At 60.5% G+C, this 15,089-nt stretch carries 13 protein-coding genes; 5 read left to right on the forward strand and 8 right to left on the reverse strand.

Going from position 1 to position 15,089, the window contains the following annotated elements; all coding sequences use genetic code 11:
• The first annotated feature begins 67 nt into the window (after positions 1-67).
• A complete protein-coding gene (locus D8U60_RS12845) occupies positions 68-694 on the forward strand; it encodes a glutathione S-transferase (RefSeq protein WP_024014885.1) in 627 nt (208 codons plus the stop codon).
• A gap of 7 nt (positions 695-701) precedes the next feature.
• On the opposite strand, the gene D8U60_RS12850 is transcribed toward D8U60_RS12845, so the two are convergent.
• The 8 genes from D8U60_RS12850 to D8U60_RS12885 are packed head-to-tail and all read right to left on the reverse strand — an operon-like array spanning position 702 to position 9,690.
• Entirely contained in the window at positions 702-1,832 is a 1,131-nt protein-coding gene (locus D8U60_RS12850; protein ID WP_130900237.1) for a glycosyltransferase family 4 protein, read from the reverse strand.
• Positions 1,833-2,963 (reverse strand): glycosyltransferase family 1 protein, encoded by a 1,131-nt coding sequence (locus D8U60_RS12855; RefSeq protein WP_130900238.1) that lies wholly within the window; start codon positions 2,961-2,963, stop codon positions 1,833-1,835.
• On the reverse strand, positions 2,947-4,314 hold the full coding sequence (locus D8U60_RS12860; protein WP_130900239.1) for a glycosyltransferase family 1 protein: 1,368 nt from the start codon (positions 4,312-4,314) through the stop codon (positions 2,947-2,949). The genes D8U60_RS12855 and D8U60_RS12860 overlap by 17 nt, the downstream gene beginning before the upstream one ends.
• Positions 4,311-5,564 (reverse strand): ABC transporter ATP-binding protein, encoded by a 1,254-nt coding sequence (locus tag D8U60_RS12865; RefSeq protein WP_024014881.1) that lies wholly within the window; start codon positions 5,562-5,564, stop codon positions 4,311-4,313. The genes D8U60_RS12860 and D8U60_RS12865 overlap by 4 nt, the downstream gene beginning before the upstream one ends.
• Entirely contained in the window at positions 5,564-6,361 is a 798-nt protein-coding gene (locus D8U60_RS12870; RefSeq protein ID WP_130900240.1) for an ABC transporter permease, read from the reverse strand. Before D8U60_RS12870 ends, D8U60_RS12865 begins: the two co-directional genes overlap by 1 nt.
• Positions 6,362-7,804, reverse strand: coding sequence for a mannose-1-phosphate guanylyltransferase/mannose-6-phosphate isomerase (locus D8U60_RS12875; protein WP_130900241.1), 1,443 nt, complete (start codon positions 7,802-7,804; stop codon positions 6,362-6,364).
• Positions 7,805-7,807: 3 nt separating this feature from the next.
• Positions 7,808-8,779 carry a GDP-mannose 4,6-dehydratase gene (gene gmd / locus D8U60_RS12880; RefSeq protein WP_016772418.1) on the reverse strand — a complete coding sequence of 324 codons (972 nt, stop codon included), beginning with the start codon at positions 8,777-8,779 and terminating at the stop codon, positions 7,808-7,810.
• Positions 8,776-9,690: a GDP-mannose 4,6-dehydratase gene (locus tag D8U60_RS12885; protein WP_122612815.1), complete on the reverse strand. Its 915-nt coding sequence runs from the start codon at positions 9,688-9,690 to the stop codon at positions 8,776-8,778. Before D8U60_RS12885 ends, gmd begins: the two co-directional genes overlap by 4 nt.
• A gap of 428 nt (positions 9,691-10,118) precedes the next feature.
• Between D8U60_RS12885 and D8U60_RS12890 the strand changes: the two genes are divergently transcribed.
• Genes D8U60_RS12890 through D8U60_RS12905 form a run of 4 tightly spaced genes read left to right on the forward strand, consistent with a single transcriptional unit; the run spans position 10,119 to position 14,975 of the window.
• Positions 10,119-11,696 (forward strand): glycosyltransferase, encoded by a 1,578-nt coding sequence (locus D8U60_RS12890; RefSeq protein ID WP_122880256.1) that lies wholly within the window; start codon positions 10,119-10,121, stop codon positions 11,694-11,696.
• On the forward strand, positions 11,690-12,991 hold the full coding sequence (locus D8U60_RS12895) for a glycosyltransferase (RefSeq protein WP_130900242.1): 1,302 nt from the start codon (positions 11,690-11,692) through the stop codon (positions 12,989-12,991). Before D8U60_RS12890 ends, D8U60_RS12895 begins: the two co-directional genes overlap by 7 nt.
• Complete coding sequence (locus D8U60_RS12900; RefSeq protein WP_130900243.1) at positions 12,988-14,142, forward strand: acyltransferase; 1,155 nt, start codon at positions 12,988-12,990, stop codon at positions 14,140-14,142. Before D8U60_RS12895 ends, D8U60_RS12900 begins: the two co-directional genes overlap by 4 nt.
• Positions 14,136-14,975 (forward strand): class I SAM-dependent methyltransferase, encoded by an 840-nt coding sequence (locus D8U60_RS12905; protein ID WP_122612811.1) that lies wholly within the window; start codon positions 14,136-14,138, stop codon positions 14,973-14,975. Before D8U60_RS12900 ends, D8U60_RS12905 begins: the two co-directional genes overlap by 7 nt.
• Positions 14,976-15,089: the final 114 nt, after the last annotated feature.

The raw sequence follows: 15,089 nt of genomic DNA on the forward strand, positions 1-15,089 counted from the left end.
CCCATAGATGATGACTCCATCGGCGCGCTCATCCCCGTAGCGACGTCACTTTTCAGCGGAGTCGACCATGCAAGCGATCAAACTCTACAACTTCCCCCGTTCCGGCCACGCCCACCGTGTCGAGTTGATGCTGTCGCTGCTGCAACTGCCGACCGAGCTGATCTTCGTCGATCTGGCCAAGGGTGAGCACAAGCAGCCGCAGTACCTGGCGATCAACAGCTTCGGCCAAGTGCCGGCGATTGATGACAATGGCGTGGTGCTGGCCGATTCCAATGCGATTCTGGTTTATCTGGCACAGAAATATGGCAACGGACGCTGGCTGCCGACCGACCCGGTGGGCGCAGCGCATGTGCAGCGCTGGTTGTCGGCAGCGGCGGGACCGATTGCCTTTGGCCCGGCGGCGGCACGCCTGATCACGGTGTTTGGTGCGCAACTGAATGCCGAGGAAGTCATTGGCCGTGCGCACAATCTGCTCAAGGTGATGGAGCTGGAGTTGGGCAAAACGGCGTATCTGGCTGGCGAAGAGCCGACCATCGCTGACGTGTCTGCCTACAGCTACATCGCCCATGCGCCGGAGGGCAATGTCGCGCTGGATGACTACGCCAATGTTCGCGCCTGGCTGGCACGAGTCGAAGCGTTGCCGGGTTTTGTCGCGATGCCGCGTACGGTGGCCGGGTTGCAGAAAACCGCGTGACCTCCACTCAAGCGTAGGACAGAGCCTTTTCAGCCAGCAGTTCCTGATACAGCGCTGTCCACTTGCGACCCATCTCATCGGCGGTGAACAACTGCCGATAGCGCGCTTCGGCTTTGACGCCCATCTCGGCAGCAAGCGCAGGGTTTTCCCAGAGCGTACGCATGGCTTCACGAAAGGCCTTTGGATTGCTCGGTGGCACCACCAGTCCGGTTTCGTTGTGGATATTGATGAAACTGGTGCCGGTGCCGATTTCGCTGGAGATCATCGGTTTGCCGTACATCGCGCCTTCGAGCAACGAAATCCCGAAAGCCTCGGAGCGCAGGTGCGAAGGGAAGACAATCGCGTAACTCAATTGCAGCAACGCCACTTTGTCCTCGTCACTCAGACGGCCGAGAAAATGAATATTGCGCAGGCCCAGCGCGGCGGCCTGTGCATGCAGTTCCTGCTCCAGCGGACCGGCACCGACGATCACCACGGGATAATCGATGTCTTTGAGCGCATCGAGCAGGATGTGCAGCCCCTTGTAATAACGCATCACCCCGACGAACAGAAAAAACTTATCCCCAAGCTGTTGTCGCCAGCGGTTCATGCGTTCGGTATCGGGCTGTGGATAACCTGCTTTATTCAGGCCGTAGGGGATAACGCGGGTCTTGTGCTGAAACTGCTGCAGCACATCGCTGGTGTGCAGATAGTTCGGCGATGCAGCAACGATGCGGTCGGCGCTGGCGAGGAAGCGATTCATCAGTGGCCGATAGAGCTTGAGCAGATGCTTCTGGCGAATGATGTCCGAGTGATAGGTGACCACGCTCGGCTTGTTCACGGCGCTGGCGAAATGCACCAGGTCCATGAATGGCCACGGGAAGTGATAGTTGATCACGTCGGCTTCGGCGGCCAGCTCACGGAACTGCTTGAACACGCTCCAGGAAAAACCGGTCGAGGCGAACTGAATATCCAGCTTCGCCCGATGTACTTCGTGCTGGCCCAGTTGCACCACGGGCGGTGTCGGATCGGTGCTGAGGGTCAGCACTTGCCCATCAATGCCATGCTGGGCGCCGCTTTCGCACAACTGAAAGATGACTTGTTCGATGCCGCCGACCGAATCGGGCAGGTACGTCTTGAAGAAATGAAGAACGCGCATTCAACCTCCCATGGCCTGGCGGTAGGCACCAGCCGTAGCCTGTGCACAACGCTTCCAGGAAAAAAGCCCTGCTTGCTGCAATCCCGCTTCGCGGCAGGCCTGCCAATGCAGCGAGTCGTCAAGCAGACGGCTCATTGCATCGCGCAGGCCCTCGGCATCGTCCGCTTCAATATAGTTGCCAGCCGCACCGGCCACTTCCGGCATCGCCGAAGAACGGGTGGTCACCACCGGCGTGCCACTGGCCATGGCTTCCAGCACCGGCAAGCCAAAGCCTTCATACAATGATGGAAATACCAGCGCCCGGGCGCCGGCCAACAGTTGCGCCAATTGCTCATCGGGCAGATAGCCGAGCAGGCACACGTGGCCGCTGGCCAATGCCTGGCGCAGTGGCTCGCTGAACTGCTCGCGCTGCCAACCGGCCATGCCCGCAATCAACAAGGGAAAGCGCTGGCGCACAGCGTCTGGCAGCAGGGCGTGGGCCTGCAACGCCAGGCTCAGGTTCTTGCGTGGCTCGAGGGTGCCGACACAGAGGAAATATTCCCGTGCCTGGACGGCGTGAGCCTTGAGCACACTGTCGATTTCCTCAAGTGGCCGAGGACGGAAGCGTTCGGCCACACCCAACGGCGCCACCACGAATCGCTGTGCAGGGAGATTGAAGTAGGCCTGCGCCTCGTCAGCGATCGCCTGCGAATCGGTCAGAATGACCCGCGCCTGCTCCACGCCGGCGGCCAGACGACGTTCGATTTCCCTCAAACGTGCTGGTGGCTGGGTTTCTGGAAAATGCAGGTGCGTCAGATCATGCAGGGTGATCACGGTCGGGCCGTCGAAGGCCAGGGGCCACAGGCTCGGCTCGTGATAAAGATCGAGCCCTTGTGCACGCCCCTGATCAAAACGTTTCTGCTCCAGCCAGCGGCGTGCCTGATAAGCCCCGGGAATTTGCCGCAGCAATGGCGTCATGCGCGAGTAGCCGGGCATGGCTGCGGCCGGCAGGGCCGAACTCCAGCCCCATCCGTGAAACAGGCTTACGTCCACATCGGGTTCGCTGCGCAAGGCGTTGACCAGTTCGGCGACGTAGTGGCCAATGCCGGTGCGCGGTGCTTGCAGGATGCGGGCGTTAAGAGCAATGCGCATGCGGCCTCGCTTGCACGCGCGGGGCCTGCTGAACATGGGCAAGGCTGCGTGTCGCCAATTGCTCACTGGCCTCGCGCCAGCCGATCCAGCGCCAGTCAGCGACGTCGCGGGCGGCGGGAAACTGTCCGCTGCGCTGATAGGTTTCGATCAGATCGGCAAGGCTTTGTGGATTCTGCAGATCGAAATAAGCCATGAACTCGCCACCGATTTCGCGGAATACCGCGATGTCGCTGCCCATTGCCGGCAAACCGCGCTGCATGGCTTCCACCAACGGCAGGCCAAAGCCCTCGACGAATGAGGGAAAGACCAGCGCACTGGCCTGCGCATAGGCGAATTCGAGGCTGGTGTCGCTCAGGTCATTGAACATGAACAGGCGCCGATTCAGTTCCGGATGATTGCGAATCCGCTCGAGCAGTGCGTCGCATTTCCAGCCGATACGCCCGGCGATGCACAAGCGTGCCGTCGAGCCGGCAGCCCAGGCGCGTTCGAAGGCGTCGAGCAGGTACCCATGGTTCTTGCGCGGCTCGATGGTGCTGACCATCAGAAATACCGGGCCGGATGCAGCGAACAGATCCTTGAGGCGTGGTTCGATCGTTGCCGCGCCGTGATGCAGGTCGAGCTCGGACCCCAGATAAAAGTAATCGAACCAGCGGTTTTCAGTCTGCTCGGCACCGATTCTGCGCTGCAATTCGTCACGTAGCTGATCACGCACCGTGGCGGAAATTGCCATGTAGCCGTCGGCCGTGCGGGTAATCCAGTCGAACCACTCATTGAAAACTTCGACCAGACGCGTGTCGTAAAACTGCGGATGCGTCAGCGGAATCAGGTCGTAGATCACCGCGATCATGCCGACGCCGTCGCGTTTGAGCTGCTCGACATGGGCGAAAAAGTCCGAGTGCCAGGATGAATCCAGCAGCACCAGTTGATCGCCCGGATGGTGTTGAAGCGGCGAGCAACGTTGAAGCAGCTGCCTGCGGTTGATCCGTCTGACCAGCCGAATCGGCAGGCCGAGCACGGCAAACTGGGTCAACCGATAGCTGACATAAAGGAGCCGCCGCGCCAGTTTCGACGTGCATAGCGCATCGCGGCGCTGATGCCACTGCCAGAAACGATGGGCGAGGCGCTCCAGGCGTTCACCGAAGGTTTCCAGGCTGTTCCAGAACGGTGTATCGAGAGGCGCCAGTTGCAGCACGCGGTAGAGCTGGCGATTGATCACCACCACCGGCATGCACTCAACGCCGTCAGCGCTGGCGGGCAGCTGCTTGATGACGTTGCGCACCACGCGCTGAATCCCCGAATTGACCTTGGGGTGTTTGAATACGTGAGTGCATTCAACCAAGAGGCGGGTCATGGCGCACGCTCGACAGGCCGGGCCTCGGTTTCACGGGTAATGGTGGTTTTTGCGTCGAGCCAGGCACAACCGACGAAATCCTCCCGTGGGTTGTTGATCACGTGGAACACCAGTGCGTAGTCACGCCACTCGAAATTGCGATCCAGGTGCGAGTCCAGACGCGACAGGCTAAGGGACACCGAATAGTTGCCTTTGCCCAGGCCCATGATGAAGGCGAAGCGATAAGTGAAGCGTTCACCGGCGCGCAGATCGGTCAATGCCTTGTTCAGCCGGTGGGTGTTGATGCCGTACATCATCTGGCCCAGTCGATCCTTGAGGATAAAGCCCAGCACCAGCCGTTCGATGTCCTCGCGTACCTCGACCTGCACTTCGAGCACCACCGGTTGGCCGACTTCGACAGCGTCAATGCTGCGCTGGTTTTCATCGAGCAGGCGTACGCTGAGAATCGCCGCCTCGCCGGTGCCGGAAACCGTTTGCACCTCGCCGCCGGCGAGCGTTTCCTGGCGTACGACCTGACCCTCCCGTTCGGCCATCAGCGCATTGTAATAATCCAGAACCGGCTCCGGTTTGCCGCGCATGGCCACGCGCCCGTCCTTGAGCAGGATCGCCGAGTCGCAAATCGACTGAATCGCGAAACGATCATGGGACACGATCAATAACGTCGTGCCGGATTTACGAAAGCTGCGGATGCGTTCGAAGCTCTTGTGCTGAAAATAGGCGTCGCCCACCGACAGCGCTTCGTCGACGATCAGGATGTCCGGGCGCCGAGCCGTGGCGACGCTGAACGCTAAACGCATCTGCATGCCGCTGGAGTAAGTCCGCACCGGGTGATCGATGGCTTCGCCGATTTCGGCAAAACGCTCGATATCGGGCATCAGGGCCTGGATTTCTTCAAGCTGCATGCCCAACAACTGACCGGCCATGATTGCGTTCTGCCGACCGGTAAAGTCCGGATGGAAACCCATGCCCAGCTCCAGCAGGGCTGCGACGCGCCCTTGCAATTCAATCTTGCCTTGGGTGGGTTGAGTGGTGCCGGTGATCATTTTCAGCAAGGTGCTTTTGCCTGCACCGTTGGCGCCGACGATACCCACCGCTTCACCCGGAGCAATCTCGAATTCGACATCTTGCAGCACCCAGTGCTGTTGATGGCGGATCGGCGAAAACGGAATCAGCCACTCAGCCAGCCGCGCCCAGCGGTTGGGGTATTGCTTATAGGCCTTGCCCAGGCCGGTGACGCGAATATGTCCCATCAGAGTTCATCCACCATTTCGCCGACGCGCTGGCGAAACAGTCGCAGACCGATCAGACAGAACACCACGCCGGTAATGAAAACCGGCAGCAGCGAACTCCATACCGGCCACTGACCGTAGAGAAACAGGTTCTGGTAACTGCTGAACAGGTTGGTCAGCGGGTTGAGTTGCAGCAGGCGCTGCACCCATTCCGGCAGGATCGTGATCGGGTAGACGATCGGTGTCAGCCAGAACCAGAACTGCAGGCAGATGCCGAACAACTGGCCGACATCGCGAAAGAATACGTTCAATACGCCAACGACCATGCCCAGCCCGGCGCAGAACATCATTTGCAGAGCAATCAGCGGAATCAGCGCCAGCAAAGCCATCCCCGGCCAGCGCCCGGTGACCAGCAGAAATCCGAGAAACAGGCTGATGATGATGGCGAAATTGATCCCGGCGTTGATCAGGACGATCACCGGCAGGCAGATCCTCGGGAAGCTGATTTTCTTCAACAGATTGGCGTTTTCCAGAAACATGTTCTGACTGCGCAGGGTGATTTCGGAAAACAGTCCCCAGGCCAACAGACCAGCGCACAGGTAGACACTGTAGGCCATGCTGTCGTCCACACCGGGCAGGCGCGCGCGCATGATCTGGGAAAAGATCACCGTGTAAACGATGATCATCGACAGCGGATTGAAGATCGGCCATAGCGCGCCGAACAGCGAGTTGCGATAACGCGCTTGAAACTCGCGCTGCACGCTGCCGAGGATGAACCCACGGTAGTTGTGCAGCGAGCGGTACAGGGAAAGCAGCATTCAGACCGTCCTGCCGTATTGATCTTCGAAGCGAACGATATCGTCCTCGCCCAGGTACTCGCCGCTTTGCACTTCAATGATGACCAGATCGATCACTCCGGGGTTCTCCAGGCGATGCTTGTGGCCGGCGGCGATGAACGTTGATTCATTCTTGGCGACCAGGGTCGTGCCGGAGCCGTTGTTGGTGACCTTGGCCATGCCTTCGACCACCACCCAGTGCTCGTTGCGGTGATGGTGCATCTGCAACGACAATTTGCCACCGGGTTTGACCACGATGCGCTTGATCTTGAAGCGCGGACCTTCCTCCAGAACGGTGTAGGTGCCCCAGGGACGGCTGACCGTACGATGCAGCCGATAGGCTTCGTGGGACTTGTCCTTGAGTTGCTTCGCCACGCGGCGTACATCTTGTGCACGGTCGGCATGGGCCACCAGCACCGCATCGGCGGTGTCGACGATGATCAGGTTATCCACACCGACGGTTGCCACCAGCCGGCCTTCGCTCTGCACGAAGTTGTTGTGGCTGTCGATGAAGATCGCTTCGCCACTGGCGCGGTTGTTGTCGGCGTCGGCGGGAATCAGCGCGGCGACCGCATTCCACGAACCGATGTCGCTCCAGTCGAAACCGGCAGGTACCACCACGACTTTTTCCGAGCGCTCCATCAGTGCGTAGTCAATGGAGATGTCAGTGATTTCGGCAAACAGGGCCGGTGACAACTCCTGTTGCAGGCAGCCGACCGTTTCGACCGGTGCGCTGATGGCCATGCAGGCGCGGGTCTGTTCCAGCAACTCGGGTGCGTGCAGTTGCAGTTCGGCAATGAGCGTCGCGGTGGTGAAGCAGAACATCCCCGAATTCCACAGGAAGTTGCCGCTCTCAAGGTAATGCGTGGCGGTCTGCAAGTCGGGTTTCTCGACGAAGCGCTGCACCTTGGCCGCACCCTTGGCGTCCAGCGGCGCACCGGTTTCGATGTAGCCGAAGCCGGTTTCCGGCGCGGTCGGAACTACGCCGAAGGTCACCAGATAACCGTCCTTCGCCAGATTCACTGCGTGCTCGACCGCACTTTTCAAGGCGTCCTGATTGACGATCAGATGATCCGCCGGCATCACCACCATGATTGCGTCGTCACCATGCAGCGCTTGCAATGACAGTGCTGCCGCTGCGATCGCCGGTGCGGTGTTGCGCCCGCTCGGCTCCAGCAGAAAGTGCCCGCGATGGCGCGACACATGCGCCGCGCAATAGTGATCCTTGCTCTGGAAGTAATACTCGCGGTTGGTCACGGTGACGATGTCGCCCCAGCCGTCCAGCAACGCCGCCGCGCGCTGGTAGGTCTTGCCAAGCAGCGACTGGCCGTCGGGCAGGGTCATGAACGGCTTGGGGTGGCCCTCGCGGGACACCGGCCACAAACGGGTGCCGGCACCGCCGGACAGAATCACCGGAATCAGCATGGCCTACTCCTTGGCGACGCGTTTCATGTCCGCATCCATCATCATGCGGATCAAGGTATCCAGGTCGGTTTTCGGTTTCCAGCCCAGTACACGCTGGGCCTTGGCCGGGTTGCCGAGCAGCACTTCGACTTCGGCCGGGCGGAAGAACGCCGGGTCGATCTTCACGTAATCGCGGTAGTTAAGGCCGACGTGATCGAAGGCAATGCGGCACATCTCGCGCACCGTGGTGGTGACGCCCGTGGCGACCACGAAGTCGTCGGGTTTGTCCTGCTGCAGCATCAGCCACATGGCTTCGACGTAATCGCCGGCAAAGCCCCAATCGCGTTTCGCGTCGATGTTGCCCAGCGCCAGGTCCTGCTGTTTGCCCTGCTTGATGCGCGCGGCGGCGTCAGTGACCTTGCGGGTAACGAATTCGATGCCGCGCAGCGGTGATTCATGGTTGAAGAGGATGCCGCTGCTGGCGTGCAGGTTGAAGCTTTCGCGGTAGTTGACGGTAATCCAGTGGCCGTAGAGCTTGGCCACGCCGTAAGGGCTGCGCGGGTAGAACGGCGTGTTCTCGTCCTGTTGCTCAGCCTGGATCAGGCCGAACATTTCGCTGGTCGAGGCCTGATAAAAACGCGTGTGCGGACTGAACTGGCGGATCGCTTCGAGCAGGTGTGTCACGCCCAGCCCATCGACGATGCCGGTGGTCACCGGTTGATCCCACGAGGCGGCGACAAAACTCTGTGCGGCGAGGTTGTAGACCTCGTCCGGTGCCGATTTGATTACCGCACGCTGCACCGAGCAGGCGTCCGCCATGTCGCCGTCGAGGTAGACGATATCGGCTTCGATACCCGTCTCGCGCAGGCGCCAGCGTGAATCGCTGCTGCGCCGGGCGACGAGGCCGTGAACCTTGTAACCCTTGTCCAGCAGCAGTTTGGCCAGATAGGCGCCGTCCTGGCCCGTGATCCCGGTAATCAGTGCACTTTTTGTCATTGTTGTCGTACTCGCGTCTCCCAGTCGGACAGGATCGCCCGCAGGGATTGTTGTGTGGTGGTGGCTGGCGCCCATCCTGTGGCGCTGGCCAGTTTTGCGTGACTGCCGCAGACGCGGCGCTGGTCGGCGCGCCGCATGCGCGCCGGATCCGCCACCAGTTCTACGTCGACTTCGGCCAGATCGGCCAATTGCTCGATCAGGCTGCGAATGCTTTGCTCGCGGCCCGAGCAGATGTTGTAGACCTGCCCCGGTGCGCCGTTTTCCAGCAGGGCGAAATACGCTGCGATCACGTCGCCGACATCAAGAAAATCCCGCGTAACGTCGATATCGCCGACTTGCAATTGCGGCGCTTGCAGACCCTGTCTGATACGGCAGATCTGCCGGGCTGCGCTGGCGATGACGAAGCTGTCTTTTTGCCCGGTGCCGATGTGGTTGAACGGACGCGTCACCAGCACTGGCCAGCCTTCACTCAGGCCCCATTGCAAACTGAGGAACTCCGCTGAAAGTTTGCTCACCGCGTAAGGATTGCGCGGCAGCGGCGGTTGTTGCTCGGTGATTGGCAGATGCTCTTCGGCGACTTGCCCGTAAACGTCGCCGGAGCTGACGTACAGGAAAGTGCCCGAAAAACCGCGAGCCTTGAGCGCCTGCAGCAGGTTGAGGGTGCCGAAAAGATTGATATCGAAGGTGCGGGCCGGGTCACGAAAGGCTTCCGGCACGAAGGTCTGGCCGGCCAGATGAATGACTGCATCCGGCAACTCAGGCCAAAGGTCGATGAGGCTGTCGGCGTTCGTAAGGTCGTAGGCCGATGCGGCAGGCAGCAGCTCCCACGACGAGCCCGGCGACGCCAGACGAGACTGAATGTGTTGTCCCACGAAGCCGCTGAGGCCCGTGACGAACAGACGTTTTTTCAAACAGCGACCCCTTGGTCATGACTCGCGCCGCTTTCCTTGCACGCTTTGAGGAAAGCCCTGTCAGACCGGAGGAAATATCCGGTGAAACAGCAGGCGAAGCCGTTGTTGTAGTTGTTTGGTTGCCAATCTGTGCCAATTGCTCGGCAATTTCAACCGGGCAAACCGTGACTGGTCAGTTCTCGTCAGCATAGTCCGATTTATTCTCGCCCGGCGGTTCCCGGACTCGCGATGGATGTGTTTAGAATGGCCTTCGTCGCGAGTTGGCCGGTTGTTTTTCCGGACGCCGCGACGCGGGGTGAAACTGACCACTAAAACAAGAACAGAGACGTGCCCGATGATGACGGACGAGTGCCGGCCCTGCCGACCCTATCCGCCGCGCGGCCGTCATAGCATGAAGTCGCCGGGATGGTGCTTCATCGTGGGATGCCATGAATTTCATTCTCTACTCGGACGTCAACGACAGCTCCATCAGTGCCAGTCTCGGGCGTCCGGAATACAGCTATTACTTTGTCCTCAAAGCCTATCGCCCGGTGCTTGAAAGCCTGGGGCGCGTGCACGTGGCCGGATCTGTCGCCGACGTCGATGTGATTTACCGGCAATTGCTCGCCGCTGGCGACGACAGTGTGTTCCTGTCCTTCACCCCGCCGCAGAAAACTCCGGTTGATCTGCAATGCCCGACGATTTGCGTGGTGGCCTGGGAGTTCGATTCGATCCCCGATGAACAGTGGGACGACGATCCGCGTCAGGACTGGACACGCATGCTCGCGCGCCACGGTCGGGTCATCACCCTGTCGAGCCACACGGCAACGGCCATCCGCCGCGCCATGGGCGACGCGTTCCCGGTGCTGGTTTTGCCGACGCCGTTGTGGGACAGCTTCGCAACGATTCGTCAGCAACACCAACCGATGCCTGTCAAACCGGGCACTGCACTGGCAATCAAAGGGTGCATATTCGATTCGCGCACCCTCGGCTTGTCAGCCGATGCGCTGATCCCGACGCCAATCAGCCCTGAAGAGCAGGCTGCACTGGCCGCAGCAATTGAAGCCGCGCGCCCGCCACCGTTGACGTTCAAACGCCGACTGGTCATCGCTCGACATTACCTGCGGCTGTGGGCGCTGGACTTGGGACGCGAACAGGCGGAACCGGTGCCGCGGGTGAAGTTTCTGCACAACTGGTACTGGGAAGGCATTCGCGATCTGCTGCCGGACGCTCTGCATGGCTGGCTGCAACAGCGTTGGTCTGAGGTGTGCGGCGCTGCGCCGGTGCCCGTGATCGAACCGGCGCCACTCGATCTGCCGGACACCTCATCGGTGGTCGAAACCACAATTGAGGGTGTGGTGTATGTCTCGGTATTCAACCCCAAGGATGGCCGCAAGAACTGGCATCGACTGATCAGCGCATTCTGCTGGGCGTTCCGCGAAACGCCCGACGCGACGCTGGTGCTCAAGATTACCCAGAATGATCTGGCGTCCTATTACAGCGAGTTGATGACCCTGCTGGCGCAACTCACGCCGTTCGCCTGTCGGGTCGTGGTGATGCACGGTTACCTCGACGACGCGCAGTACGCCAGGCTTTATCAGGCGGCCAGTTTCTACGTCAACGCGTCACGCTGCGAAGGGTTGTGCCTGCCCTTGATGGAGTTCATGTCCAGCGGGAAACCGGTGATCGCCCCCGATCACACGGCGATGAAAGACTACATCGATGAGTCGGTGGCGTTCGTGGTCAAGTCCAGTGAAGAGCTGACGATCTGGCCGCAGGACACGCGGATCATCTACCGCACGCTGCGGCACCGCCCCGACTGGGGCTCGCTGAAAAGCGCCTACGAAAACAGCTATCGAATGGCCAAGGCTCAGCCGCAGGAGTATCAGCGGATGTCTGCCGCCGCCGTCGCGCGCATGCAGCAATACTGCGCCTTCGCGCCGGTGCGCAAACGCCTCGCGGAGTTCTTTGCGCTGACAGCAGGCCCCGCCGATGCTGCGCCTGTGACGGATAACGCCTCATGCTGATCATCATTCATTCGGAAACCAACCGGCTCACCATTGCGCAGAACCTCGGGCGTTCGGAGTACAGCTATTACTTCGTGCTCAAGGAATATCGTCCGGTGCTCGAACGCATCGGTCGGGTGGTGGAAGTGGCCGATCCGCAGACAGAAGTCGATGCGCTGTATCTGGAATGCCTGAGCCGTGGCGAGCCTTGCGTGTTTCTGTCGTTCTCGCCGCCGCATCGCACCCCCGTTCACCTGGCCTGTCCGACGCTGCCGGTGTTTGCGTGGGAGTTCAGCACGATCCCCAACGAAGCCTTCGCGGGCGAGCCGCGCAACGACTGGCGTAGCGTCTTGCATGCCTGCGGGGCGGCGATTACCCATTCCAGTTATACGGTCAACGCCGTGCGTGAGGCGATGGGTGCCGAGTACCCGATCGTCGCGGTGCCGGCGCCGGTCTGGGACCGTTTTGCGGCCCGTGGCGCGAAGATGCCCGAGCAAGCGCTGGCCGCCGCGTACAGCCTGACGATCAAAGGCCTGGTCGCGGACAGCCGCACCCTCAATCTGAATGCATTCGGGCCGGCGCACCTGCGCAGCGGCGACGGCATCGACTTCGCCGCGCCGGCCTCCGAACAGACGCTGATGCTTGACGGTGTGGTTTACACCTCGGTGTTCAATCCCGGTGACGGGCGCAAGAACTGGGAAGACATGCTCAGTGCGTTCTGTGTGTGTTTCCGCGATGTCGAAGACGCGACGCTGGTGCTCAAGCTCACTCACCATGACGCCGAAGAAGCGCTCAGCGATATTCTTCATCACTTGTACAAAAACCAGTCTTATCGCTGCCGGATCGTTCTGATCTACGGCTACCTCGCCGATCCGGACTACGAGCAACTGGTGCAGGCCACGCGGTATGTGGTCAACACCTCGTACGGTGAAGGGCAGTGCCTGCCGCTGATGGAGTTCATGTCCTGCGGCAAGCCGGCGGTCGCGCCGCGTACCACGGCGATGATCGATTACCTGAGCACCGCGAATGCCTTTCTCATCGAGTCCACGGATGAGCTGACAGCCTGGCCCCACGACCCGCGCAAGGCCTTCCGAACCCTGCGCTACGTGACCAACTGGACCTCGTTATGCGAGGCCTATCGGGCCAGTTATGACGTCGCGAAAAACCAGCCGCAGCGCTATGCCGATATGTCCGCGCAGGCAGTCGACAGTTTGCAGGCGTTCTGCAGCCAGGCTGTGGCTGAACAGCGTTTGCGAGGGTTTCTGACGCAGTTGTTCGAGCATCGTGCGCCTGCCTTGGAAGCCCCCCAGGCATGAACGGCAAGCGCATCATGGACGTTGAAGTCCTGCGTGCGGTCGCGGTGCTCGCGGTGTTGTTCCACCATCTGGCGGACAATCTTTTCACCGACCCGGTGCCGTCGCTGGCCCGGATCCACGAATGGGCGCAGACGTGGTGGGGCGTTGACCTGTTTTTTGCGATCTCCGGTTTTGTCATCGCCCGGAGCTTGATCCCGGTGCTGCAAGGCTGCACGACGGGCCAGGAGCGCTGGCGACAGGTCCGCCATTTCTGGCTGCGCCGGGCTTTTCGGTTGCTGCCTTCAGCCTGGCTGTGGCTGGCGCTGATCCTGCTGGCCTGTATGTTTTTCAATCGATCCGGTGCGTTCGGCACGCTATCCGCCAATCTTCAGGCGACCCTGGCCGGGGTGCTGCAATACGCCAATTTCCGCTTCGCCGACAGCTTCTTCCAATACGAATATGGCAGCAGTTTCGTTTACTGGAGCCTGGCGCTGGAGGAGCAGTTCTACCTGCTTTTTCCGTTGCTGATCCTGTTGTTTCGCCGACACCTGGTCTGGGCATTGCTGGCGCTGGTGGCGGTGCAGATTCTGACTGTGCGCACGCCGTTGCTGATGGTGGTACGCACCGACGCGCTGGCCCTTGGCGTACTGTTGGCGATGTGGAGTGCGCAGCCGGGTTATCAGCGCTGGCAGCCCTCGTTCTTGCGCCGACCATGGCTTGGCATTTCAGCCTTGATTGTCATTGCAGCGCTGTTGAGCTTCATGGCGACCGACCGTTTTACCTTGGCCAGTTTCCGCATCGGTTCGATCGCCGTGCTCAGTGCGCTGCTGGTCTGGATCGCCTCGTACAACCGTGACTACCTGATGCCTGCCGGACGCATTCAGCGCTGCCTGGCCTGGATCGGCAGCCGCTCCTACGGCATCTACCTGATCCACATCCCCGCTTATCTGCTGCTGCGTGAGCTGATCTTTCGCTTGCAGAGCAGCGGTCTGCCGAGCCCGGCCGGACATCCCATCCTTACGGTGCTGATTGCCTTTGGCCTGATCGCGCTGCTCAGCGAACTCAACTATCGCTTGGTCGAAATGCCGATGCGCAATCGCGGTGCTGCACTGGTCAAGCGCCTCAATGCTTCCCGAACTGCTGTTACCTCCACCGGAGCCACCTCATGCTGAGCTTTTTGAAGAAACTCTCGGCGATAACGCCTGCACAGACTGCAGCAGAACCGGTCGCTGCGGTTGCCGACAAGGTTGATCCGTTCTCGCTCGGCCTTTACGACGCGAAACTCAGCGGCTGGTACAACCAGGCAACCCACGAGCTGTATACGGGATTCGCTGTGAGTGCTGACGACACGTTGCTTGATGTCGGTTGCGGTGATGGCGGCAACGTGCACTTCTGCGGTATGCGCGGGGCGAAGATCATTCTTGCCGATATCGATGCGGCCAAGGTCGAAGCCACCCGCCAGCGTCTGAGCGACACGCCGGCCCGGGACATCGAATGCCACGTTACCGACTGCAACCCGCTACCAATTGCCGACGCAACGGCAACGCGTGTGGTCTCCACCGAGGTGATCGAGCACGTTGATGATCCCGCGCAGTTTCTTGCCGAGCTGGTGCGTGTCGGTAAACCGGGCGCGTTGTATCTGCTGAGCGTGCCGCATCCCAGCTCCGAGGACCTGCAAAAGGACATCGCCGCGCCGGAGTATTTTCAGAAACCCAACCACATACGCATCATTAGCGAAGACCAGTTCAAGGCCATGGTCAGCGAGGCCGGGCTGGAGATCATCAGCCACAGCCAATATGGCTTCTACTGGTCGATGTGGATGATGTTGTTCTGGGAAGCCAAGGTCGATCTCAGCAACCCCGATCACCCGATGCTCGAGCACTGGGCCAACACGTGGCAAGCGGTGCTGGATTCCCCGCGCGGTGCACAGATCAAGCAGGCGCTGGATGCGGTGGTGGCCAAGAGTCAGGTGATTATCGCGCGCAAACCAGCGGCATCCCTGTAGGCGCTGCGGCACGCTGCGATCTTTTGATCTGGAGTCTTGAAGCAAGATCAAAAGATCGCAGCCTCGTTTCACTCGTCAGCTCCTACACGGTTTTTGTGTAACCTTGCGGCCTGT

Origin of the sequence: Pseudomonas sp. Sample_11, from assembly GCF_004307505.1 — a bacterium.
Lineage (GTDB): Bacteria > Pseudomonadota > Gammaproteobacteria > Pseudomonadales > Pseudomonadaceae > Aquipseudomonas > Aquipseudomonas atacamensis.

What these genes read in the sequence shown, in the direction of transcription:
- D8U60_RS12900 (WP_130900243.1), top strand. Translation starts at nt 12,988, where the DNA reads ATGAACGGCAAGCGCATCATGGACGTTGAAGTCCTGCGTGCGGTCGCG.
- D8U60_RS12890 (WP_122880256.1), top strand. Translation starts at nt 10,119, where the DNA reads ATGAATTTCATTCTCTACTCGGACGTCAACGACAGCTCCATCAGTGCC.
- D8U60_RS12875 (WP_130900241.1), bottom strand. Translation starts at nt 7,804, where the DNA reads ATGCTGATTCCGGTGATTCTGTCCGGCGGTGCCGGCACCCGTTTGTGG.
- gmd (WP_016772418.1), bottom strand. Translation starts at nt 8,779, where the DNA reads ATGACAAAAAGTGCACTGATTACCGGGATCACGGGCCAGGACGGCGCC.
- D8U60_RS12850 (WP_130900237.1), bottom strand. Translation starts at nt 1,832, where the DNA reads ATGCGCGTTCTTCATTTCTTCAAGACGTACCTGCCCGATTCGGTCGGC.
- D8U60_RS12865 (WP_024014881.1), bottom strand. Translation starts at nt 5,564, where the DNA reads ATGGGACATATTCGCGTCACCGGCCTGGGCAAGGCCTATAAGCAATAC.
- D8U60_RS12860 (WP_130900239.1), bottom strand. Translation starts at nt 4,314, where the DNA reads ATGACCCGCCTCTTGGTTGAATGCACTCACGTATTCAAACACCCCAAG.
- D8U60_RS12855 (WP_130900238.1), bottom strand. Translation starts at nt 2,963, where the DNA reads ATGCGCATTGCTCTTAACGCCCGCATCCTGCAAGCACCGCGCACCGGC.
- D8U60_RS12870 (WP_130900240.1), bottom strand. Translation starts at nt 6,361, where the DNA reads ATGCTGCTTTCCCTGTACCGCTCGCTGCACAACTACCGTGGGTTCATC.
- D8U60_RS12905 (WP_122612811.1), top strand. Translation starts at nt 14,136, where the DNA reads ATGCTGAGCTTTTTGAAGAAACTCTCGGCGATAACGCCTGCACAGACT.
- D8U60_RS12845 (WP_024014885.1), top strand. Translation starts at nt 68, where the DNA reads ATGCAAGCGATCAAACTCTACAACTTCCCCCGTTCCGGCCACGCCCAC.
- D8U60_RS12895 (WP_130900242.1), top strand. Translation starts at nt 11,690, where the DNA reads ATGCTGATCATCATTCATTCGGAAACCAACCGGCTCACCATTGCGCAG.